This window comes from Pseudomonas capsici, assembly GCF_017165765.1.
GTDB lineage: Bacteria > Pseudomonadota > Gammaproteobacteria > Pseudomonadales > Pseudomonadaceae > Aquipseudomonas > Aquipseudomonas capsici.
This window is the reverse complement of sequence record NZ_JAFGZD010000002.1, coordinates 349,115-372,029: the sequence shown is the minus strand read 5'-3', so window position 1 is coordinate 372,029 and position 22,915 is coordinate 349,115. Positions and strand designations below refer to the sequence as shown.

Below are 22,915 nucleotides of genomic sequence, written 5' to 3'. Positions count from 1 at the left end.
ACCATGTCCAAGCCATCCCAGGCTTCGCTACCCGTCTATCGTGTCGAACACTCGACCACCTCGCTCTTGCTCTGCGAATCCACATCCCGCTTGCGATGCCCTCATCTGCGATAAAGCGTGTCGCCCGACAGCACGTCCGACACAGATCGTGCCGAACAGCTTCTCTAAATCCAAAAACAAAAACGCTTCAGGAGACTGACCATGATTTTATCCCTGCGTCATTTGAGCCTGGCTGCTGGCTGCATGCTGGTTGCCACCCAATTGTTCGCCGCAGAACCCAAGCGTCCGGAATGCATCGCCCCGGCCTCGCCGGGTGGTGGCTTCGACCTGACCTGCAAGCTGGTGCAGAGCGCACTGATCAACGAAAAGATCCTCACCACCCCGATGCGCGTGACCTACATGCCCGGCGGTGTCGGTGCCGTGGCTTACAACGCCGTGGTCGCGCAACGACCCTCCGATGCCGGGACACTGGTGGCGTGGTCCAGCGGCTCACTGCTCAACCTGGCCCAAGGCAAGTTCGGACGCTTCGATGAAAATGCCGTGCGCTGGCTCGCCGCAGTAGGCACCAGCTACGGCGCCATCGCGGTCAAGAGCGATTCGCCTTACAAAACTCTCGACGATCTGGTTCAGGCTCTCAAGACCGACCCAAGCAAAGTGGTGATCGGCTCCGGTGGCACTGTCGGCAGTCAGGACTGGATGCAGACCGCCCTGATCGCCAAGGCCGCCGGTATCAACCCGCGCGCCCTGCGTTATGTAGCACTGGAAGGCGGCGGTGAAATCGCGACCGCCCTGCTCGGCGGGCACATTCAGGTGGGCAGTACCGACATCTCCGACTCCATGCCTCACATTCTGAGCGGTGATATGCGACTGCTGGCGGTCTTCGCCGAGAATCGCATCGACGAGCCGGAAATGAAAGACATCCCGACCGCCAAGGAACAAGGCTACGACATCGTCTGGCCTGTGGTTCGCGGCTTCTACGTCGGCCCCAAGGTCAGCGACGAAGCTTATGAATGGTGGAAAACCTCGTTCGACAAGATGCTGGCTTCCCCGGACTTCGCCAAGCTGCGCGACCAGCGCGAGCTGTTCCCCTTCGCCATGACCGGCCCGGAACTGGATGCCTACGTCAAGAAACAAGTTGCGGACTACAAGATGCTGGCCAAGGAATTCGGCCTGATTCAGTGATTGCCGAACCCAATTGACTGACGACTCTTTGCGCCTGCCGGTCAGGCGCAAAACAGGAGCTTCCCATGGTCTTGCAACGCATTTTCGCTGCTGTACTTTTACTGGTATGCGCAGGCCTGACGCTAATGGCCTGGCCTTACCAGGCCCCGTTTTCCTATGAGCCTGTAGGGCCTCGCGCCTTTCCCTTGCTGATGCTCGGGCTGATGGGCCTGGCTCTGCTGTACCTGCTCTTTCGCCCGACACCCATCGTGCATTCCGAAGACGAACCGCCTCTGGATCGCGAAACCCTGATCAAGATCGGCACCTGCATCGCGCTGTTGCTGGTTTTTGCCGGCCTGTTCGAGCCTCTGGGCTTCATCCTCAGCAGCATCCTGATCGGCGTTCCCATGGCGCGCCTGTATGGCGGTCGCTGGGTGCCAAGCATCGTAGTCGTGACCCTGATGAGCGTCGGCCTTTATCTGCTGTTCGATAAAGCCATGGACGTCCCCTTGCCCCTGGGCCTGCTCAGCGTTCTGGAGAATTGATATGGATACTTTCAGCTATCTGGGCCAGGGATTCGGTGTCGCCCTCACGCCTTACAATCTGGTCACGGCACTTTCAGGCACCTTGATCGGCACCGTCGTCGGCCTGCTGCCGGGCCTTGGTCCGATCAACGGTGTCGCGCTGCTGATTCCCATCGCTTTCGCCCTTGGCCTGCCGCCCGAATCGGCACTGATTCTGCTGGCTGCGGTTTATCTGGGTTGTGAATATGGCGGTCGTATCAGTTCGATCCTGCTGAACATCCCCGGCGAAGCCTCGACCGTAATGACCACACTGGACGGTTACCCCATGGCCCGCAAGGGACTGGCGGGTGTCGCCTTGTCGCTGTCGGCCTGGAGTTCGTTCATCGGGGCATTCATCGCCACCTGCGGCATGGTGCTGTTTGCACCGATGCTGGCCAAATGGGCGATAGCCTTCGGACCGGCGGAGTATTTCGTGCTGATGGTCTTTGCGATTGTCTGCCTCGGCGGCATGGCGGGAGATCGACCACTCAAGACCTTTATCGCGGCCCTGATCGGCCTGTTCCTGTCGGCAGTCGGTATCGATGCCAACAGCGGCGTGTACCGTTTCACCGGTGACAACATTCATCTGACGGACGGCATTCAGTTCGTGGTGCTGGTGCTGGGCCTGTTTTCCATCAGCGAGATTCTGTTGTTGCTGGAAAAAACCCATCGCGGCCAGGAAGCCGTGAAAGCCACCGGGCGCATGCTGTTCAACCTCAAGGAAGCCTCAGCGGTGTTCATCGTGAACATTCGTTGCGGCCTGCTCGGTTTCGGTCTGGGCGTCTTGCCCGGTGCCGGTGCAACACTGGCCAGCGCCGTGGCCTACATGACCGAAAAACGCATTGCCGGCCCGAGCGGCAAGTTCGGCCAGGGCGACATGCGCGGCCTCGCGGCACCGGAAACCGCCATCGGCGCAACGGCCTGTGGTGCACTGGTGCCGATGCTGACCCTGGGTGTTCCGGGTTCCGGCACCACGGCGGTGATGATCGGCGCCCTGTCGCTGTACAACATCACGCCTGGCCCGATGCTGTTCCAGCAGCAACCGGACATTGTCTGGGGCCTGATCGCCTCGTTGTTCATCGCCAACATCATGCTGGTGATCCTCAACATCCCGATGATCCGCATCTTCACCCGCATCCTTGCCGTGCCGAACTGGGCGCTGGTGCCGGTGATCGCGATCATCACCGCGATTGGCGTCTATGCCGTGCATGCCACGACCTTCGACCTGTTCCTGATGGTGGGTATCGGTATCTTCGGCTACATCCTGCGCAAGCTGGATTTCCCGCTGTCGCCGATCCTGCTGGGCTTCATTCTGGGCGGTCTGATGGAACAGAACCTGCGTCGCGCGCTGTCGATTTCCAATGGCGCGCTGGAAATCCTGTGGGCCAGCCCGATCAGCATCGGTGTCTGGATCGTGACGGTTTTCATGCTGCTGTTCCCGCTGTACCGGATCTGGCGCAAGCGCTCCAGGCAGTCTCGCGCACTGGCCGATGTCTGATCGGTCCTTTCGCAGCTGGTGGGGCACCCCGCTGGTCGGCCTGCTTGGCGGATACCTCGCCAGCCAGGTCGGCTGGCCTTTGCCATGGATGGTCGGCTCGCTGCTGGCGATCATCCTGGTTCGCTGCCTGACACCCTGGCAACTGACGCAGATTCCCGGCGGCCGCAAATTCGGTCAACTGATCATCGGCATCGGGATCGGTCTGCACTTCACCCCTGCGGTCATCGAGCAAGTACTGGCACACTTCGGCCTGATTGTCGTGGGCGCACTGGTCACCAGTCTTTCCAGCGTGGTCGGCGTCTGGCTGATGCTGCGCACCGGGGAGGATCGTCCTACGGCGTTTTTCTCGAGCATGCCGGGTGGTTCGGGGGAGATGGTCAACCTGGGCGCACGCAATGGCGCTACCCTCAGCAGTGTGGCTGCAGCTCAAAGCCTGCGGGTGCTGGCCGTGGTGCTATGCGTACCGGCGATCTTCAAATACCTGCTGGGGGACGGCACTCCAACCCTGCATTCCACAACCGTTGACTGGCGGTGGCTGCTGTTTCTGCTGCCTGCTGGCGCTTTATTGGCCTTGCTCTGGCAACGCCTCAAACAACCCAATCCCTGGCTGTTCGGCCCCTTGCTGCTCAGTTCGGTGGTCAGTGTCGCCTGGGATTTGAAAATCGGACTGCCCAACGGGGCCAGCCAGCTCGGTCAACTGCTGATCGGCAGCGGCCTGGGCTGTCACTTCAATCGTGAATTCTTCCGGCGGGCACCGTCCTTTCTGGGACGTACGCTGGTGGGCACCGCACTGACCATGCTGATCGCAGCTCTCGCCGCCCTCGGCCTGAGCACCCTCACCCACCTGGACCTGCGCTCCCTGACCCTGGGCATGATGCCCGGCGGCATCGCCGAAATGAGCCTGACAGCGGAAGTGCTTCAGCTATCGGTTCCGCTGGTGACGGCAATGCAAGTCATGCGCCTGCTGTTCGTGCTGTTTCTGGCAGAACCGTTGTACAGGCGGTGGGATAGGAGATAGGAGATAGGAGATAGGAGCTGCAAGCTGCAAGCTGCAAGCTGCAAGCTGCAAGCTGCAAGCTGCAAGCTGCAAGCTTTTGACTTGAAGCTTGCAGCTTGAGGCTTAAAGCTCCCCCCTAAAGCCGCCAATCAATCGGCTCCAGCCCGTTCTGCTCCAGATACTTGTTGGTGCGGCTGAAATGGCCATTGCCCAGAAAACCTCTGTAGGCCGACAACGGTGAAGGATGGACCGAGGTCAGCACCAGATGCTTGGTGGCATCCACCAGCTTCTGCTTGCTCTGGGCATGTGAGCCCCACAGCAGGAAGACCAGATGCGGCTGGTGGGCGCTGACCACTTCGATGACCTTGTCGGTGAAATGCTGCCAGCCTTTGCCGGCATGAGACGCCGCATTGGCCCGTTGTACGGTCAGGGTAGTGTTGAGCATCAATACGCCCTGATCGGCCCAGGATTGCAGGCAGCCGTGGTTGGGAATGTCGATGTTCAGGTCGCGCTTCAATTCCTTGAAGATGTTCACCAGCGAAGGTGGCGCAGGCACGCCGGGCTGCACCGAAAAGCACAGACCATGCGCCTGACCGGGGCCGTGATACGGGTCCTGGCCAAGAATCACCACTTTTACCTTGTCCAGCGGAGTAGAGTTGAGCGCATTGAAGATCAGCGGCCCTGGCGGATAGATTTCCTTGCCTTGAGCATGCTCCTGGCGCAGGAACTCACGCAGTTGCGACATGTAGGGTTTGTCGAACTCTTCGCGCAGCGCCTGCTTCCAGCTGGGCTCAAGTTTGATGCGGTCGTCGCTTGTCATGGTCGTACCCGGTAAAAACACTGCGCGACACTAGGAAAGCTGGCTGCCAATGTCAAATGCACAGCAGTAAACCAGCAGTTTCCTACACTGGAGGGCAGAACGTCGTTTGCAACTGCCTATGAGAGGTCATGATGAATCTGCAATTTGAAGAGCTTCACGGACAGGATGGCGCCCGGATAGGCATCGCCAGCCTGGATGCCGAAAAATCGCTCAATGCCTTGTCGTTGCCGATGATTCTAGCTCTTCAGGACAAACTCGCAGTCTGGGCGGACGACCCGCAGATCGTGTGCGTGCTGCTGCGCGGCAAGGGGCCGAAAGCCTTTTGTGCCGGCGGCGAGGTCCGCTCGCTGGCCGAGGCCTGTCGCGAAGCTCCGGACACTGTGCCACCTCTGGCTGCCAGCTTCTTTGCTGCGGAATATCGCCTGGATTACAGCCTGCACACCTACCCCAAACCCTTGATCTGCTGGGGCCACGGCTATGTGCTGGGGGGCGGCATGGGATTGCTGCAAGGCGCCAGCATTCGCATCGTCACCCCGAGCAGCCGCCTGGCAATGCCCGAAATCAGCATCGGTCTGTATCCGGATGTCGGTGCCAGTTGGTTTCTGTCTCGCCTGCCAGGGCAAATGGGGCTGTTCCTGGGACTGACCGGTGCCCACATCAATGGCCGTGACGCGCTGGATCTGGACCTGGCCGACCGTTTCCTGCTCGACGAACAGCAAGACGAACTGATCGAAAGCCTGCTGCAACTGAACTGGCAGGAACAGACCGACGTACAACTCAACAGCCTGCTCAAGGCCCTGCAACACGAAGCCATCCCCCGCTTGCCAGCCGCCCAGTGGCTGCCGCGCAGGCAACAGATCGATGAGTTGCTGGATGTCGGGAATCTGCACAGTGCCTGGAATGCCATCGGTCAGTTGCAACATCAGGACGACCCGCTGCTGGCTCGTTGCGCGAAGAACCTGCTGGAAGGCTGCCCATTGACTGCTCATCTGATCTGGGAGCAGATCATCCGGGCGCGGCATCTGTCACTGGCTCAGGTATTCCAGATGGAATACGCCATGAGCCTCAACTGCTGTCGTCATCCGGAGTTCAACGAAGGTGTGCGGGCGCGCCTGATCGACAAGGACCACACGCCCCATTGGCACTGGCAGGATGTGGCCAGGATACCGAGGGCGGTGATCGAAGCTCACTTTGCCAAGGCCTGGGAAGGAAGGCATCCGCTGGCGGATCTGTCGTAGCCTCAAAAGGTATCGCCAGGCAGGAGCGGACTCATCCGCTCCCACACGACGTGGATCAGCTATCAATAACGGCCATCACCCCGGCCGCGATCCCATGAACGACCGCCGCCTCGGTAGTCATTGCGATAATCGTTGCGGTAGTTGTTCCGATAACCGTCGTTGCCACGGAAGCGGTTATCGCGCCATGCATTGCCCGGTGGACGACCGGGGTTGTAGTAGCGCGGTTGCGGTGGCGGACCGTAATAGCGCGGTGGCGGCGGTGGTGCGTAATAACGGGGTGGCTGGCTGTAGTAATAGCGTGGTTGAGGCGCTACATAAATGCGCCGCTCCTGATAATAGGAAGAGCGGTAACCGTTGTCATAAGCATACCCTCCAGCGACGACAGTCGTCGGTTGTGTGTACACCTCGGATTCGTAGTAACCAGGACCTGCATAGCAACCTGTCATGAACAGGGCCAGAAAAGCGATAAGCAAGGGTCTTCGATACATGGCGGCCTCCTTGGACCGCGGTTGGGCACAACCAGCGACGCTGGTCGGCGTCTGCACATTGGGTCAGCAGACGAGTAATCAGACCGCAAAAAGGCCATCTAGTGCGGGTTTTCCCGGGCCACCCATCCCTTTCAATAATGGCAAAATGGCTCGCAAGCCTTTGATAAACAAGGCCTGTCGGGGCTGTAGCCCTTCACTACAAAGATGCTACAAAACATTTCAACCCCGACTGCCTCATCACGGTGCAAACCTGCACCAGCACAAGGCAATCCCGAGCAGAAATCTCCTCCCCTTTTTCCGCCACCCATGGAGAAACAAGGCTTGCAGCGAGTTGGCACAACTCTCGCTTAACGATTGATGTGCAGGAGTCAACACAGCTTCGCGGCACCACAATTTGCAATAGCCGACTAGGGTTCCGGCTTGCCGACAGGCAAGTGGCTGGTCCGAGAGTCGGCGACCTCCAGTAGAGGTTACACGGCGGGATAAAAGCCCGGGAGACAGGACACCAGTGGTGTCGATCGACTCCTGGCCGCCCCTTTCACTACTGGAGGTTTATTCAGCATGCACAAGCCAAAGTCCCGCCTGTCCGGTCTGCTCGCAGCAGGCCTCATCGCTGCATTGAGCCTCTCGGCACAAGCCGCCCCCAAAGATCACTTCAACGTCTGCTGGACCATCTACGCAGGCTGGATGCCGTGGGAATACGCCGGCACCCAGGGAATCGTCGACAAGTGGGCGAAGAAGTACGGCATCAAGATCGATGTCACCCAGCTCAACGACTATGTCGAATCGATCAATCAGTACACCGCAGGCCAGTTCGACGGTTGCACCATGACCAACATGGACGCCCTGACCATCCCGGCTGCCGGTGGCGTTGAAAGTACCGCACTGATCGTCAGCGACTTCTCCAACGGCAACGACGGCATCGTCATCAAGGGCGAAGGCAAGAAAGTCGCAGACCTCAAAGGCATGGACGTCAACCTGGTCGAGCTGTCGGTTTCCCACTACTTGCTGGCCCGTGCACTGGACAGCGCGGACCTCACCGAAAAAGACCTCAAGGTGGTCAACACCTCGGACGCAGATATCTCGGCGGCCTTCAATACCGATGAAGTCAAGGCCGTCACCACCTGGAACCCGATGCTCTCGGAGATCAAGAGCAAGCCCGGTGTGACCCAGGTGTTCGATTCGAGCAAGATCCCTGGCGAAATCATGGACATGATGGTGGTCAACACCCAGACCCTCAAAGACAACCCGGCACTGGGCAAAGCCCTGACCGGCGCATGGTTTGAAGTGGTAGCCCTGATGAACGCCAAGTCGGCGGCCAGCAAGGCGGCACTGGAGCACATGGCCAAGGCATCGGGCACCGATCTGGCGGGCTTCCAGTCGCAGCTCGACACCACCCGCCTGTTCGCCACACCGCAGGAAGCCCTGGCATTCGTGACCAGCGCACAACTGCCGGACACCATGCGCAAGGTCGCCAGCTTCTCCTTCGAACACGGACTGCTCGGCGAAGGCGCCAGGGACGCGAGTGCCGTGGGCATGTCATTCGCCAAGGGAGTGACCGAAGGCGACAAGGCCAACCTCAAGCTGCACTTCGACCCCAGCTACGTGCAGATGGCCGTCGACAACAAGCTGTAAACCGCACCCAGTCCAAAGGTCATTGCCATGCGCTTGATAAATCGCCACCCGGATCGGGCCGGTCGCCTGATTCTGGTGATCCTGCCATTCGCCCTGCTGCTGTTCGCCTACTTCACGGGCTCGGCGACACGGCTGATGGAAAACCCCAACGACAAACTGCTGCCCAGCGCGGTGCAGATGGCCGATGCGGTCAAGCGCATGGCATTCACCGAGGACACCCGCACCGGCAGCTATCTGCTGTGGCAGGACACCGGCTCCAGCCTGCAACGACTGGCCATCGGCCTGGGGATCAGCGCCTTGCTGGGCCTGTGCCTGGGCATTGCGTCGGGCATCCTGCCGATGTTCGGCGCGCCGCTTTCACCGCTGCTGACGGTGCTGTCGATGGTCCCGCCATTGGCAATCCTGCCGATTCTGTTCATCGTTTTCGGGCTGGGCGAGCTGTCCAAAGTGATGCTGATCGTCATCGGTATCACGCCGATTCTGGCCCGGGATCTGGAACAGCGCGCCCGGGAAATCCCGGTGGAACTGCTGATCAAGGCGCAAACCCTCGGTGCCTCGACCTGGACCTTGATCCTGCGGGTGATCCTGCCGCAACTGCTGCCACGCCTGTTGATCGCCTTGCGGCTGGTATTGGGTTCGGCGTGGCTGTTTCTGATCGCAGCCGAAGCCATCGCCTCCACTGACGGACTGGGTTACCGGATCTTTCTGGTACGCCGCTATCTGGCCATGGACGTGATCCTGCCTTACGTGATCTGGATCACCCTGCTCGCCTGGCTGATGGACTGGGGTCTGAAGGCCCTGACCCGTCGTGCATTCCCCTGGTATGAAGGAGCACGAGGATGAGCTTTATCAGTGTGCGCAATGTCTGGCAGCAGTACGGCGATCAAGTGGTGCTCGAAGGCTTGAATCTGGAAGTCGCCGAGGGTGAGTTCTGCACGCTGGTCGGTGCGTCGGGTTGTGGCAAATCCACTTTCCTGCGCCTGCTGCTGGGCCAGGAAATTCCCAGCCGTGGCGCCATCACCCTGGACGGCCAGACTCTGGCCAACGAACCTGATCCAAGCCGTGGCGTGGTCTTCCAGCGCTATTCGGTGTTCCCGCACCTGAGCGTGCTGGATAACGTGGCGCTGGGTCTGGAACTGCCGAATGCACCTTGGCTTGGACGCCTGTTCGGTCAGGCCAGGCGCGATGCCCGGGAACAGGCGGCTGTGCTGCTGCACAAAGTCGGGCTGGGACATGCGCTGGACAAATACCCGACCCAACTGTCCGGCGGCATGCAGCAACGGCTGGCCATCGCTCAGGCGTTGATCATGAAGCCTCGCGTCCTGTTGCTGGACGAACCGTTCGGCGCGCTGGACCCCGGCATTCGCAAGGACATGCACAACCTGCTGCTGGAGCTGTGGCAGGAAACCAGGCTGACCGTATTCATGGTCACCCACGACCTGTCCGAAGGTTTCAACCTCGGCACCCGGCTGATGGTGTTCGACAAGGTGCGCCACGACCCGCACGCCCCCGGTGCCTATGGCGCACGCATCACTTACGACATCCCCTTGAACAGCGACCGCCGTGCTGCCCGCGCGGCCCTCGACTCGCTGCTATCGGCTTGAAAGGAGACCGACTCATGACTGACTCAACCACCCTGTTTCCCGTGTTCGCCGAAGAGCTGCTGCCCGGCGGCGCTCATCGCTCATTCGTGCTCAAGCGCGGTGAGCTGCTGCGCCTGACCGACCTCAACGGCAACGCCAATGTCAGCCTGACGCTGCTCAATGCCCATGAAAAGACCGAGCGCCTGAACCTGCCCGACAGCCTCAAGTGCCAACACACCGCCAAACTCACCAGCGGCCACTGCCTGTACTCGGACATGGGCCGCGTGCTGGCGGCGATCACTGCCGACACTTGCGGCTGGAGCGACAGCATCGGCGGCGTGCTCAACGCAGCGGAAGTCGAAGAAAAATATGGCCAGGGTCGCTATCAGGAACTGCGCAATGGTTTCTTCCGCAACGGTGTCGACAACCTGCTGGTGGAACTGGGCAAATGGGGTCTGGGGCTGTCTGACCTGCTGATGACCCTGAACCTCTTCAGCCGGGTCAATGTGGACGAAACCGGCGGCCTGCATTTCGTGCCCGAAAACTCAAAAGCCGGTGACTACATCGAACTGTATGCGCCGATGGACACCCTGGTGGTCCTCACCGCCCTGCAACATCCGATGGACCCCAACCCCAAGTACGCCCCGCAACCCCTGAAGCTGAGCTGGATGAAAGCCGACGCCAGCGTGGCCGAGCACTGCCGCATGTCGCGTCCGGAAAACCAGCGCGGCTTTATCAACACTGATCGTCTGTTCGCCTGAGGAGGCCCTGCCATGCATTCGACTCAACATTGCTGCGACGCCACCATTCCCGCTGGCGAACCGTTCCTGGCCGAGGTCAAGGCCGGTCAGACCGTCCGCATCCTCGATCTGGAAGGCAACCAGGCCGTCGATACCCTGTTCTACAGCCTGGCCAACCCACGCGAGCGTTATGACGTGCAACGCACTCTGCGCCGCCAGAACAGCGTGTACCTGACCACCGGCAGCGTGCTGTATTCCAACCTCGGCCAGCCGATGCTGACCATCGTCGACGATACCTGCGGACGCCATGACACCCTCGGCGGTGCATGCGCCCAGGAAAGCAATACCGTGCGCTATGCCCTGGAAAAACTCCACATGCACAGTTGCCGCGACAACTATCTGCGTGCCTGCGCCCATGACGGGCGTCTGGGCAAGAGCGATATCGGCCCGAACATCAACTTTTTCATGAATGTACCGGTGACCGCCGAAGGTGGCCTGACATTCGAGGACGGCATTTCGGCACCCGGCAAGTATGTCGAGCTGCGGGCCGAGATGGATGTGATCGTGCTGATCTCCAACTGCCCGCAACTGAACAACCCCTGCAACGGTTACAACCCGACTCCGGCTCGCCTGCTGATTCGCGACTGATTCAGAAAACGAGCCCTCCACAACGGACGACCGTTGTGCGCAACGACCCATAGCGGGACGGCCCGCTTCCCATCAAGAAACCGAGCGAATCTGGGTTTCCGGGGTTTATGCCATGTTCGACAAACTGCTGATCGCCAACCGCGGTGCCATTGCCTGCCGCATCCTGCGAACCCTGCGCACCTTGAAGGTCAAGGGCGTTGCGGTCTACTCCGAAGCCGATGCTGCCAGCCTGCACCTGATGCAGGCCGATGAAGCCCACAGCCTGGGCGAAGGCGGAGCTTCGGGTACTTATCTGGCGGTAGACAAGATTCTCGCCATTGCCAGAAACAGTGGCGCCAAAGCGATTCATCCCGGCTACGGCTTTCTTTCGGAAAACGCGGCGTTCGCCCAGGCCTGCGAAGACGCCGGTATCGCCTTCGTCGGCCCGACGCCCGAACAACTGCGTGTTTTCGGTCTCAAGCACACCGCTCGCGCACTGGCCAGAGAGCATGGCGTGCCGATGCTCGAAGGCACCGAACTGCTCGACAGCCTTGAGTCGGCTCTCACGGCGGCACGTGGCATCGGTTATCCGGTGATGCTCAAGAGCACCGCAGGCGGTGGCGGGATCGGCATGCGGGTATGCCTTGACGCCGAAGAACTGGCCGACTCCTTTGAAGCGGTAAAACGCCTGGGGCAGAACAACTTCAGCGACGCCGGCGTGTTTATCGAAAAATACATCCAGCGCGCTCGCCACCTTGAAGTGCAGGTTTTCGGTGATGGTCAGGGCGAAGTGCTGGCCCTTGGCGTACGCGACTGCTCGGTGCAACGCCGCAATCAGAAAGTCCTGGAAGAAACCCCGGCCCCCAATCTGCCCGATGGCATGGCCGAAGAACTCTGCGAAGCCGCCATCAAACTGGCCAAAGCCGTCAGCTATCGCAGCGCGGGTACTGTGGAGTTTGTCTTCGACAGCGAAGATCAGCGCTTCTACTTCCTGGAAGTGAATACCCGCCTGCAGGTCGAACACGGCGTCACCGAACAGGTATGGGGTGTCGATCTGGTCGAGTGGATGGTGCAACTGGCAGCCGGGGATCTGCCACCGCTCAGTCAGTTGCAGGCTACCCTGCGACCGAGCGGCCATGCCATTCAGGCGCGTCTGTATGCCGAGGATCCGGGGCGCGACTTCCAGCCCTGCCCCGGCCTGCTCACCGCCGTGGACTTTCCGGCTGCCGATGGCAAAAACCTGCGCATCGACACCTGGGTCGAAGCCGGGTGCGAGATTCCGCCGTTTTTCGATCCGATGATTGCCAAGTTCATCAGTTGGGCACCGGATCGCCAGCAGGCCAGCGATGGATTGGCCAACGCTCTGTACGATACACGCCTGTATGGCGTGGAAACCAACCGCGATTACCTGCGGCAGATCATCGTCGATACGCCCTTTGCCAGCGGCCAGCCATGGACCCGCTGCCTGGAAGGCCTGATCTACCAGGCCGACACCTTTGAAGTACTCAGTGGCGGCACCCAGACCACGGTGCAGGATTATCCGGGCCGCCTCGGTTACTGGGCCGTCGGTGTGCCACCTTCAGGTCCGATGGACAGCCGCGCCTTGCGCCAGGGCAACCGCCTGCTGGGTAATGCCGAAGGCTGCGCGGCATTGGAAATCACCATGAGCGGGCCACTGCTGCGCTTCAATACCGATGCGGTGGTGGCTGTCACGGGCGCGCAGATTCCGCTCACTCTGAACGGTGAAGCGCAGCCCATGAATACCGCGCTGCTGGTGCCGGCCGGCTCGACTTTCGCACTGGGCACGATTGCCGGTGCCGGGGCACGCAGTTACCTGTGCGTGCGCGGCGGGCTGGATGTGCCGGACTATCTGGGCAGCAAAAGCACCTTCACCCTCGGCCAGTTCGGCGGACATGGCGGACGGGCATTGCGTGCCGGGGATGTGCTGCATATTGAGGCTCTTGCCGATCGCAGCGCCGGTCAGCGTGTGCCGGATGAGCAGATCGAGCCCCTGGCAGATGTGCGTCGGATTCGCGTGATCTACGGGCCTCATGGTGCGCCGGAATATTTCACCGAGGGCTACATCGACACCTTCTTTGCCACTGACTGGGAAGTGCATTTCAACTCCAGCCGCACCGGCGTGCGCCTGATCGGACCAAAGCCTGAGTGGGTGCGTGCCGATGGTGGCGAAGCGGGTTTGCACCCGTCCAATATCCATGACAATCCCTACGCCATCGGTGCCGTGGATTTCACCGGCGACATGCCGGTCATCCTCGGCCCGGACGGCCCGAGCCTCGGCGGATTCGTCTGTCCGGTGACCATCATCGAAGCGGATCTGTGGCAACTGGGGCAACTCAAGGCCGGAGATAAAGTGCGCTTCAGCCCGGTCAGCCTGGAAATGGCCCGCGCCCTCATCTGTGAGAGGTCCCGCCCCGCGCTGTCGCGCTCCTACAATGACGCATGTTCCGTCTTGCTGGCATCACCTGTCGTGCTGGACATCGGCCAGGATGACAAGCGTCTGGTTGCACGGCTATCGGGCGATACCCATGTGCTGCTGGAAATCGGTGCGCCCGAACTGGATCTGGTACTGCGCTTCCGCGGACATGCCTTGATGCAGGCACTGGAAGGCAAGGCATTGCCGGGGGTGATCGACCTGACGCCGGGCATTCGCTCCCTGCAAGTGCATTACCAGCCCGAGCAACTGCCGCTGGGGCAATTGCTGGATATCGTCGCCGGTGAATGGGATGCGGTCTGTGCGGCCGGGGATCTGCAAGTCCCGTCACGCATCGTGCATCTGCCCCTGTCCTGGGACGATCCTGCCTGCCAGTTGGCAATCGAGAAATACATGACCACAGTGCGCAAGGATGCGCCCTGGTGTCCGAGCAACCTGGAGTTCATCCGGCGTATCAACGACCTGCCCAATCTGGACGAGGTGCAACGCACCGTATTCGACGCCAGCTATCTGGTCATGGGCCTGGGCGATGTCTACCTCGGCGCGCCAGTGGCCACACCACTGGATCCGCGCCACCGCCTGGTCACCACCAAATACAACCCCGCCCGCACCTGGACCGCCGAAAACTCGGTGGGTATCGGCGGTGCCTACATGTGTGTGTACGGCATGGAAGGCCCCGGCGGCTATCAGTTCGTGGGCCGCACGCTGCAGATGTGGAACCGCTATCGCGAAGTCGCCGCCTTTGACGGCAAACCCTGGCTGCTGCGTTTCTTCGATCAGATCCGCTTCTATCCGGTGAGTGCCGACGAGTTGCTGCGTATCCGCCGCGACTTCCCGCTGGGCCGCTATCCGCTGGAGATCGAACACAGCACCCTGAACCTGGCCGACTACCAGGCTTTTCTGAATCGCGAAGCCGAAGGCATCGCCGCCTTCCGCGGCCAGCAGCAAACCGCATTCCAGGCCGAGCGCGAGCGCTGGATCGCCAGCGGGCAAGCCAACTTCGAGAGTGAGGAAAGTGCTGCACCGCTCACTGACGAGCCGGCCCTCGAAGCAGGCCAGCAAGGGATCGACAGCCATATTGCCGGCAACCTCTGGCAAGTGCAGGTCCAGCCCGGTGAACGGGTTGCAGCAGGCGATGTGCTGGTGATTCTGGAGTCCATGAAAATGGAAATCCCGCTGCTGGCTCCCGTAGACGGCATCGTTCGCGATGTACGGGTACAACCCGGCTCGGCGGTGCGCGCCGGGCAGCGTGTGGTCGTTCTGGAAACGGACTGAAAACCTGTGCCTTCAACTCTTTCGACGGAATTTGCCATGAACCACAACGTACTCCCGGGCGACCTGCAACTCGACACCCTGCGTGCCGCTTATCAGTCCGGCAGCCTGACGCCACGGCAACTGATCCTGGCTCTGCAGGAAAAAGCCGCCGCGCTGAATCCTGATTTTCACCTGTTCATTCACTTGCTCAGCCCGACTGAACTCGAGCCTTACCTAGCCGCACTGGAAAAAAGCGCAATCAACGACCTGCCGCTGTACGGCATACCCTTTTCGATCAAGGACAATATCGACCTGGCAGGCATCCCCACCACCGCAGCCTGCCCGGCTTACGCTTATGTGCCACAGCGTTCGGCGACCATTGTCGAACGACTGATCGCGCTCGGCGCAGTGCCCATGGGCAAGACCAACCTCGATCAGTTCGCCACCGGCCTGAACGGCAGTCGCTCGCCTTATGGCGCATGCCCCAACAGCGTGCTCAAGGACTATCCGTCAGGCGGGTCGAGTTCCGGCTCGTCGCTGGCCGTGGCACTGGGTGTCAGCAGCTTCTCGCTGGGCACCGATACCGCTGGCTCGGGCCGGGTACCCGCTGCGCTGAACAATCTGGTCGGCATGAAAGCCAGCAAAGGCCTGATTTCCACAGCAGGTGTGGTACCGGCCTGCCGAACGCTGGATTGCGTCACCACCTTCACCGCCACGGCGCGGGAAGCCAGCCAGTTGCTGGGGCTGGTGGCCAGGCCGGACCCGCGCGATGAATACAGCCGCAGCAACCCGCTGTGGAACGACGCTTCGGCGTTCGGCGCTCCTCGCACTTTCTGCTTCGGTGTCCCGCGTGCCGAAGACCTGAAGTTCTTCGGTTGCACCGAAGGCCCGCAACTGTTTGAAGCAGCGCTCGCCCATCTCAAGGCAATCGGCGGTGAAGCCGTGACACTGGATCTGTCGCCGTTCCTTGAGGCTGCGCGACTGCTGTATGAAGGCCCCTGGGTTGCCGAGCGCTACAGCGTGGCCGGGCAATTGATGCAGGAAAGTCCCGAAGCCGTTCTGCCGGTTATCCGTGCCGTACTGGCCAAGGCACCGGCAGTGACCGGGGTCGATACGTTCAGGGCGCAATATCGCCTGCAGACACTCAAGGCCATCTGCGACAAGGCGCTCGAAGGGCTGGACTTCGTCGTCACACCCAGCATCGGTCGCCCGGTCACCTCGGCAGAACTCGAAGCCGAGCCAGTGCTGCGCAACTCGGAACTGGGTTACTACACCAACTTCGTCAACCTGCTGGATTACGCGGCCGTTGCAGTGCCCAGTGGCTTCATGAACAACGGCCTGCCATGGGGCGTGACGCTGTTTGGCCGGGCCTTTACCGATCAATACCTGCTGAGCATGGCCGATGCCTTGCAGCGCCAGACCGCATTGCCGCTGATCAGTGGCCGCACTCCCGATCGGTCTGCCCCCCAGTCAGTCGCGCGCAATGACATGAGCCGTCTGGTGGTGTGTGGTGCCCATCTGGACGGTCTGGCCCTGAACTGGCAGCTCAAACAGCGCGGCGCACGCTTGCTGGAGTTGACGCAAAGCTCGCCCGACTATCAGTTGTACGCCCTGGCGGGTGGTCCACCGTTTCGTCCGGGCATGCTGCGTGTCGCAGAAAATGGCGTGGCGATAGAAGTGGAAGTCTGGGAGCTGCCAAGTCGTGAACTGGGATCGTTCCTGACCGGCATTCCCGCACCGCTGGGGCTGGGCAAGGTGCAACTGGCCGATGGTCGTTGGGAAAGCGGGTTCATCTGCGAACCTTACGGCCTCGAAGGCGCGACCGATATCAGCCATCTGGGCGGCTGGCATGCCTATCTGCAGCAGCGATGAATCCATAAATAGATAGGCAATTGCGCAGCATTGGCAGTGACATAGTCAGCGACCATTCACTTCGTTAACTATGTCACTGTCATGGATGATCTCTGGAAATCCCCCTCTATTACCTCCGGTCTGGAACACCCCGACTTCAACCTGTTGCCAGGGCCTGACTCGGAACGAAAAGACAGTCTCAATGGCTCGGGGGCGTTTTCCCTTGGGCCGCTGTATTACTCGCCCCACGAAACCACGCCGCATGCCCCCGTCGCGCCACCGACACCCTCGGTCGAGCCGGACCAACAAGACATACGCCGCCTGAAAAGGTTGAGGAAAAGTCCGGGCTTCAAGCTGATTGCCGACTCCGTGCTGCTGTTGAAAACCCTGCAACTGGACATGGACTGCCCGCCTCCACGACGGATGTATATCCACGAACAATTGAAAAACCTGCTGCAGCAAAAGACCGGCAAGCAACTGAATCCCGACAACCTGCACATCACCTTCACGACCGAAACCCGGCCTTCGGTCGATGAGCGCGGACGCGAGCGTTACAGCGCCAGACTTCCGCTGACCGAACTGGCTCTGATCGCTGGCGATGCAGCCCGTCTGTCGGACCTGTTGAGCTGCACGATAACCGAGGCTCTGGTGGATCCCGATACACCCTCACTGAGCTCGAGGACGCTATTTGGCTTGATCATCAATGCCCCGTGGATCGATGACTACACCAGCAGAGTCAATAGCTTCTGGAGCAAGCATGAAGCCACCTACCGATCATTGGCGAGACTGTCCTTTCTCGATGCTCTGGCCCAAAAGTTCGCTCGAAAAAGGATCAGCCGCGACTGCTATTACCTGACCCTGAATGCACTGGGATTCAAGGACTTCCCCACCGACAGCCGCTCACTGGAACAGAGCACACGTGGAGAAGGCTCGCAGATCCACATGCTCACCATCAACGGCCAACCCGTGCCCGGTATCTTTCAGGTCCGGTCTTTGAACACCTCGCATTGCTTCATTCATCTGCTGGGCCATGGAGCCGCCATCAGCGAATACATCAGCGACGATCCAGGTCAGATCACCCAGAAGCTGCTCGACACCCTTAATGCCTCCGTACAGCACCGACTCTGGCTGAACCAGCACATCGCCAGTGAAAACGCGCCACTCGCCATCAAGTCGGTGGTGATTCAGGGTGATGCATTCACCTGTCTGACAGATGCACAGAAAAGATTCGCACTCGATCTGCTGGAAAACGTGGACGAGCTCCACGATATCGACCTGCTCAAGCCCATTGCCCGCGGCCTGACCCTCGCGGGTGCGGTGGACCTCTGGCAGACACAGGCACCGGTTCTCGGGCAAATCCCAGCGCCACTGAAAATCTCGGCACAGCTCATGGGTGAAGCCATTCGTTCTCTGCATGGGGTGGCGCTGAATCCTGACCATGTATTCATTGCCTATCGCCGCGGGCATTCGACAACTCCGCTGGGCAGCATCATGCGTCCCATCGTTCATGTACATGTGCCCGACGAGAAACCCGTCAGCCTCAGCGAAGCCCTGATGAACAATTATCGGGTGCAGTACCCGGCAGGTTATATCGACCATGGCGGTCGCACGGTGGTTTATCTGGACCCGACCGGCGAAGGCGTCTGGTCAGACGACAAGGAGCTTGCAGTCAGCGCCCAGGCCATCGAAGAAAAGATAAAAGCCATCGACTTTCTGCAACTGATGTCACGACGTCTCGATGAGTTCTGGGAGCAACAGGCAGACAGGATCGAGCAGACGTTTCAGAGCCAGTTCATCAACCAGGCCATCATCTGCCTCAAACAGGGCAGCCTGCTGCGCAGCGGCTTCGACCGCATCGTAGAGTCATTGGCGGGCCCGGGCGTACGATGGCTCACCCTGGGCTTTGATGTGCAGGGCAGCTTCGTGGAAGGTATCGAACATCAGTATTGCGCCAGCCTGCTGGTACTTGAAACGCCCTACAAACCGCACAAAGTGCTGTATCAGGCGGGATTGCCCAAGGCGTTCATGGAGTGCAGGGACGAGGAGGCACTTCAGGCATACCTCAAGCAAGCCACCCGGGACGAAAAGTGGCGTACCGCCGTGCTGAACTACGTACCGGGACGCAATCAGGAACGCCTGAACTATCTGTTCAGGCTATGGGGCGGCGTCCAGGCACCAGCCCCTCCTGCGTCGATACTGCGTCCGTGGACAGACGTGATATACAACCCCGATACACGCAAGGCACTGAATCACTCGTTACACCGAAACCTGCTGCCGGGCTCGCCGTTCACTTTCATGCGCCAGACGCTGAAACAGAACACTCTGGAGGAAGCCCGACAGCAGATCGTGACCTCGACCCAGATTTCACTGCGCTACTGGACCCAGCGTCTGAGCCATCTGCAATGGGTACTGGCTCCCATGTCCTTGCTGCTGACACCAGCATTCATTGCCATGCTGGCCCTGGATATCGGTATTACGTCCCTCAATGCCATCGCAGCCAATCAGCCCGGCGGTAGTCGCGAAGAAAAGAAGCAGGCCATTCTGTCGGCCCTGTCATTGGGGTTGTTCACTCTTGCCCCTTATACACCCAGGCTGCTGGGAGCTCTCAAGAAGGTCGTGACACCGGTAAAAGGTATCGTCCGCACACAACGTGCCACTGCAGCGCGCCCTTTCAATCCGGTCTCACTGTTCGGACGCTCCATGCAACCGCGACAAACCCGGGTGGAGAAGTTCTTTCACACCGACAGCAGACTCAAGGTCTGGACCGTGCCAGGCCATCCCGTCTATGGCAACCTGCCCATTCACGTATGGAAACTCGGACGCAAGTTTCTACTCTGGACATCCAGCAAAGGCCAGGCCCGAACGCTGGTAGTCAGTACCCACGGCCATCACCTGCCGTGGAGTTCAACAGTCCAGATCCCCAACGGCACAGAAATACACACTTATGCCCCCCATGGTTATCTGCTTGCCGATCCGAAGCTGCACCGCATCGTCAGCAGAAAAGTCAGCCCGTTCGCCATATCCAATACCCAGGGCAATACCCTGGCAATACCTCCCTCCTCATTACCCTCTCTGGTGATAACCGACAAACTCATGGCAGGCACATCGATTCAAGGCAGATTGAAGAATTACACATTATCCAAGTTCCAGACGGTAGCCGATGAAAGCTATCAGGACATTGCCAATATTGTGCGCAACTCAAATGTCTCGTCACTCAAAGGCCAACTCCCATCCACGCCGATGGATGTATTGACGGTGCGTAACCGTTTTGCAATGTCCGCCCCCACGCTGGATGATCTGTTCAAGACATTATCGGCACAGGGCATTCATTATGACCGGATTCTTTTGGTGCACTGTCGATGTTCCGCGATTGACGCCTTTCTGCGCAGAAGCCCGGCCTATCTGGCCCCGTCACTTATGAACAGCCCCTGACTGAAAGTGGCCAGAGACTTGCTTTATATATCCTGTTATTAATGAATCCATGATTCATCTAATATGCAAACTCTCAAGGATATTCAAGAAAGCGGATTTTTCATGCCCCATCAGTCTGCAATTACCTCTCACCGTTCATTATTGATGACCTTGGTTCTTTTGATGGGAAGCGGTTTTCTGGCAACCACGTTGTTGAGCTATTACGCATCACGGGAATCCATTCGCGAAGGTATTATCAACACTGAGTTGCCATTGACGTCGGATACGGTCTATTCGGAAATCCAGAAGGATCTGGTAAGGCCCGCTCTAATTTCCTCGATGATGTCGCGCGACACCTTCATGCGCGACTGGGTAGTCGATGGAGAACGCAATCCCGAACAAATGACCCGTTACCTCAAGGAGGTCATGGAGCATTACGGTACTTACACCGCCTTCTTCATCTCCGATGCCACTCATACCTATTACCAGGCCAAAGGCATTCTGAAAAAAGTCAGCCCCCTGGAGCCGCGCGATGCCTGGTATTTCCGGGTGCGGGATATGAACGTGCCTTATGAGATCAGTTTTGATCCCGACATGGCCAACAAAGACCACCTGACCTTTTTCATCAACTACAAAGTCTTCGACTACAACAACCGGTTTATCGGAGTGGCCGGGGTGGGCCTTACGGTTGATGCCGTCACCCGGCTCATCGACCGTTATCAACAGCGCTATGAGCGCAACATCTACTTTGTCGACGCGTTCGGACGCATCGTACTGACAGGAGCCGGGGGCGGACCGCAAGGCGCCACGATCGGTCAACGACTGCAAGACCTGCCCAGCATGAAGGATCTGCAGGACAAACTGCCCCACCCTCACAGCGGCACCTTTGAATACCGCAATCGGGGCGAAGGGCACTTTCTCAATGTGCGTTTCATCCCTGAACTCGAGTGGTACCTGATCGTCGACAAGCAGGAAGAAGCAGCCCTGAGCGATGTTCGCCATTCGCTGTACCTGAACCTGTTCATCTGCCTGATCGTGACGCTGGTCATTGTGCTGCTCCTGCATCGAATCATCGTCAGCTACCAGCGCAAGCTTGAAGCCCATGCCACCCTCGACAGCCTGACCGGCCTGCCCACGCGCCGGGGCTTCAACCTGCTGGCCGTCAATACCCTCAAGGATACCCAGCGCGAAGCCATCCCCTTGACCGCACTGTTGCTGGACCTGGATCGCTTCAAGCGGCTCAATGACACTCATGGCCATCTGGCAGGCGATGAAGTACTGGCCGGTTTTGCCAATGACCTTAAAAGCTGTCTGCGCCAGTCAGACATCATTTGCCGCTGGGGCGGCGAAGAGTTCATCATTCTGCTCAAGGGCAGCGACATCAAGGGTGCCCAACGGATTGCCGAAAAGATCCGTGAACTGGCCGAGCAGCATGTGTATATCTTTTCCGGCATGCCGTTGCAGATTACGGTCAGCGTCGGGCTGGCCGAACTGCAAAGCGATGATACCCTGCAAAGCCTGATCGCCCGTGCCGACCTGGCCCTTTATCGCGCCAAGCTCAACGGTCGCAATCAAGTCTGTATCGAGAAGCCGATCCCAGCATGAACACAACAGCGACAGAACCCGACTCCAGCCTGTGCCCGGTGTGCGGCATGAGCAACTCCTGCACACTGGCCGACCCGCGCACGGTCGATCAGGCGTGCTGGTGCTTTTCGCAAAGCATCGACCCGGGCGTGCTTGAAGCCCTGCCCGCAGAGCTGCGCAATCGGGCCTGTCTGTGCCCGCGCTGCGCAGGCGTCGCAGACAGCCTGCAGGCCAAACCGCTACGATAGGCGTACCATGCGCTCTCCTTGTCCATCGCCCTCTGCTCGTCATGCGTCTTGATCGCTTCCTCAGCAACCTGCCCCGTTTCAATCGCCAGCACGTACGTCTGGCGCTAGCCAGCGGGCGAGTCAAAGTTGACGGCCAGGTGACTGGCGATCCGCATCATGAAGTCCGCGAGTTCAGCCGTGTGGAGTTCGACAGCGAGTTATTGCAGGCAGGCAAGGCAGCGCGTTATTTCATGCTGCACAAACCACGTGGTTATGTGAGTGCAACCGTCGATGCACAACATCCCACCGTACTCGACTTGCTGGATGAGCCTGACAAACATGAACTGCATATCGCCGGTCGACTGGATTTCAATACCACCGGCCTGATGCTTATTACCAATGACGGACAATGGTCCCGCCGACTGACTCAGCCGCAAACAAAACTGCCCAAAGTGTATTACGTCGAAACAGAGCAACTGATCGACGAACGGTACATAGCGAAATTCGCCGAGGGTTTTTACTTTGCCTACGAGAACATCACCACCCAACCTGCCACTCTGACCCTGCTCGGACCTCGCAGTGCAAGACTCAGCATCGTGGAAGGCCGTTACCATCAGGTAAAACGGATGTTCGGTCATTTCGACAATAAAGTATTGATTCTGCATCGAGAAAGCATGGGGCCTCTGGCCCTGGCCCCCGAGCTAGAGCCCGGCAGCTATCGGGCACTGAGCCGCGAACAAATTCAGTCGATCTGAAAAAGTCACGACCATTCGGCGGAACGACCAA

At 59.6% G+C, this 22,915-nt stretch carries 18 protein-coding genes and 1 riboswitch; of the genes, 16 read left to right on the top strand and 2 right to left on the bottom strand.

Translation table 11 applies throughout. The features are described 5' to 3' along the window. The first annotated feature begins 195 nt into the window (after positions 1-195). The 4 genes from JSY17_RS04335 (at position 196) to JSY17_RS04320 (ending at position 4,240) form a co-directional block, all read left to right on the top strand. Positions 196-1,182 (top strand): Bug family tripartite tricarboxylate transporter substrate binding protein, encoded by a 987-nt coding sequence (locus JSY17_RS04335; RefSeq protein WP_183133944.1) that lies wholly within the window; start codon positions 196-198, stop codon positions 1,180-1,182. 65 nt (positions 1,183-1,247) lie between these two features. Further along, entirely contained in the window at positions 1,248-1,706 is a 459-nt protein-coding gene (locus JSY17_RS04330) for a tripartite tricarboxylate transporter TctB family protein (protein WP_200998921.1), read from the top strand. A gap of 1 nt (position 1,707) precedes the next feature. After that, positions 1,708-3,222: a tripartite tricarboxylate transporter permease gene (locus JSY17_RS04325; RefSeq protein ID WP_200977362.1), complete on the top strand. Its 1,515-nt coding sequence runs from the start codon at positions 1,708-1,710 to the stop codon at positions 3,220-3,222. Next, positions 3,215-4,240 (top strand): AbrB family transcriptional regulator, encoded by a 1,026-nt coding sequence (locus tag JSY17_RS04320; RefSeq protein WP_117183853.1) that lies wholly within the window; start codon positions 3,215-3,217, stop codon positions 4,238-4,240. The genes JSY17_RS04325 and JSY17_RS04320 overlap by 8 nt, the downstream gene beginning before the upstream one ends. Before the next feature lie 115 nt (positions 4,241-4,355). Here JSY17_RS04320 and ung read toward each other — a convergent pair whose 3' ends face one another. Beyond that, positions 4,356-5,039, bottom strand: a complete 684-nt coding sequence (gene ung / locus JSY17_RS04315) for a uracil-DNA glycosylase (protein WP_117165957.1) — start codon at positions 5,037-5,039, stop codon at positions 4,356-4,358. Positions 5,040-5,170: 131 nt separating this feature from the next. On the opposite strand from ung, the gene JSY17_RS04310 reads away from it, so the two are divergent. Then, entirely contained in the window at positions 5,171-6,277 is a 1,107-nt protein-coding gene (locus tag JSY17_RS04310; RefSeq protein WP_206400933.1) for an enoyl-CoA hydratase/isomerase family protein, read from the top strand. Positions 6,278-6,339: 62 nt separating this feature from the next. On the opposite strand, the gene JSY17_RS04305 is transcribed toward JSY17_RS04310, so the two are convergent. Continuing rightward, the gene (locus JSY17_RS04305; protein ID WP_162880414.1) at positions 6,340-6,681 is read right to left on the bottom strand and encodes a hypothetical protein; all 342 of its coding nucleotides are present in this window, start codon (positions 6,679-6,681) and stop codon (positions 6,340-6,342) included. Positions 6,682-7,161: 480 nt separating this feature from the next. Beyond that, a riboswitch (guanidine-I (ykkC/yxkD leader) is annotated at positions 7,162-7,264 on the top strand. A gap of 62 nt (positions 7,265-7,326) precedes the next feature. Here JSY17_RS04305 and JSY17_RS04300 point away from each other — a divergent pair. The 11 genes from JSY17_RS04300 to JSY17_RS04250 all read left to right on the top strand — a co-directional run bounded on the left by JSY17_RS04300 (position 7,327) and on the right by JSY17_RS04250 (position 22,884). Then, positions 7,327-8,400 carry a putative urea ABC transporter substrate-binding protein gene (locus JSY17_RS04300; protein WP_117185024.1) on the top strand — a complete coding sequence of 358 codons (1,074 nt, stop codon included), beginning with the start codon at positions 7,327-7,329 and terminating at the stop codon, positions 8,398-8,400. Positions 8,401-8,427: 27 nt separating this feature from the next. Next, the gene (locus JSY17_RS04295) at positions 8,428-9,243 is read left to right on the top strand and encodes an ABC transporter permease (protein WP_117165954.1); all 816 of its coding nucleotides are present in this window, start codon (positions 8,428-8,430) and stop codon (positions 9,241-9,243) included. Continuing rightward, on the top strand, positions 9,240-10,004 hold the full coding sequence (locus JSY17_RS04290; protein ID WP_206400675.1) for an ABC transporter ATP-binding protein: 765 nt from the start codon (positions 9,240-9,242) through the stop codon (positions 10,002-10,004). Before JSY17_RS04295 ends, JSY17_RS04290 begins: the two co-directional genes overlap by 4 nt. 14 nt (positions 10,005-10,018) lie before the next feature. Further along, positions 10,019-10,744, top strand: a complete 726-nt coding sequence (locus JSY17_RS04285; protein ID WP_117165952.1) for an urea amidolyase associated protein UAAP1 — start codon at positions 10,019-10,021, stop codon at positions 10,742-10,744. A gap of 12 nt (positions 10,745-10,756) precedes the next feature. Beyond that, positions 10,757-11,371, top strand: coding sequence for an urea amidolyase associated protein UAAP2 (locus tag JSY17_RS04280; protein ID WP_117183861.1), 615 nt, complete (start codon positions 10,757-10,759; stop codon positions 11,369-11,371). A 112-nt stretch (positions 11,372-11,483) separates the two neighbouring features. Then, positions 11,484-15,077: an urea carboxylase gene (gene uca / locus JSY17_RS04275; protein WP_206400673.1), complete on the top strand. Its 3,594-nt coding sequence runs from the start codon at positions 11,484-11,486 to the stop codon at positions 15,075-15,077. 36 nt (positions 15,078-15,113) lie between these two features. Beyond that, positions 15,114-16,928: an allophanate hydrolase gene (gene atzF, locus JSY17_RS04270; protein ID WP_206400669.1), complete on the top strand. Its 1,815-nt coding sequence runs from the start codon at positions 15,114-15,116 to the stop codon at positions 16,926-16,928. Between the two features lie 81 nt (positions 16,929-17,009). Next, the gene (locus JSY17_RS04265) at positions 17,010-20,339 is read left to right on the top strand and encodes a dermonecrotic toxin domain-containing protein (RefSeq protein WP_232849260.1); all 3,330 of its coding nucleotides are present in this window, start codon (positions 17,010-17,012) and stop codon (positions 20,337-20,339) included. A gap of 102 nt (positions 20,340-20,441) precedes the next feature. Continuing rightward, complete coding sequence (locus tag JSY17_RS04260; protein WP_206400666.1) at positions 20,442-21,923, top strand: sensor domain-containing diguanylate cyclase; 1,482 nt, start codon at positions 20,442-20,444, stop codon at positions 21,921-21,923. After that, on the top strand, positions 21,920-22,150 hold the full coding sequence (locus tag JSY17_RS04255) for a cysteine-rich CWC family protein (RefSeq protein WP_122370933.1): 231 nt from the start codon (positions 21,920-21,922) through the stop codon (positions 22,148-22,150). The genes JSY17_RS04260 and JSY17_RS04255 overlap by 4 nt, the downstream gene beginning before the upstream one ends. 41 nt (positions 22,151-22,191) lie before the next feature. Next, positions 22,192-22,884 (top strand): pseudouridine synthase, encoded by a 693-nt coding sequence (locus JSY17_RS04250; RefSeq protein WP_117165946.1) that lies wholly within the window; start codon positions 22,192-22,194, stop codon positions 22,882-22,884. Positions 22,885-22,915: the final 31 nt, after the last annotated feature.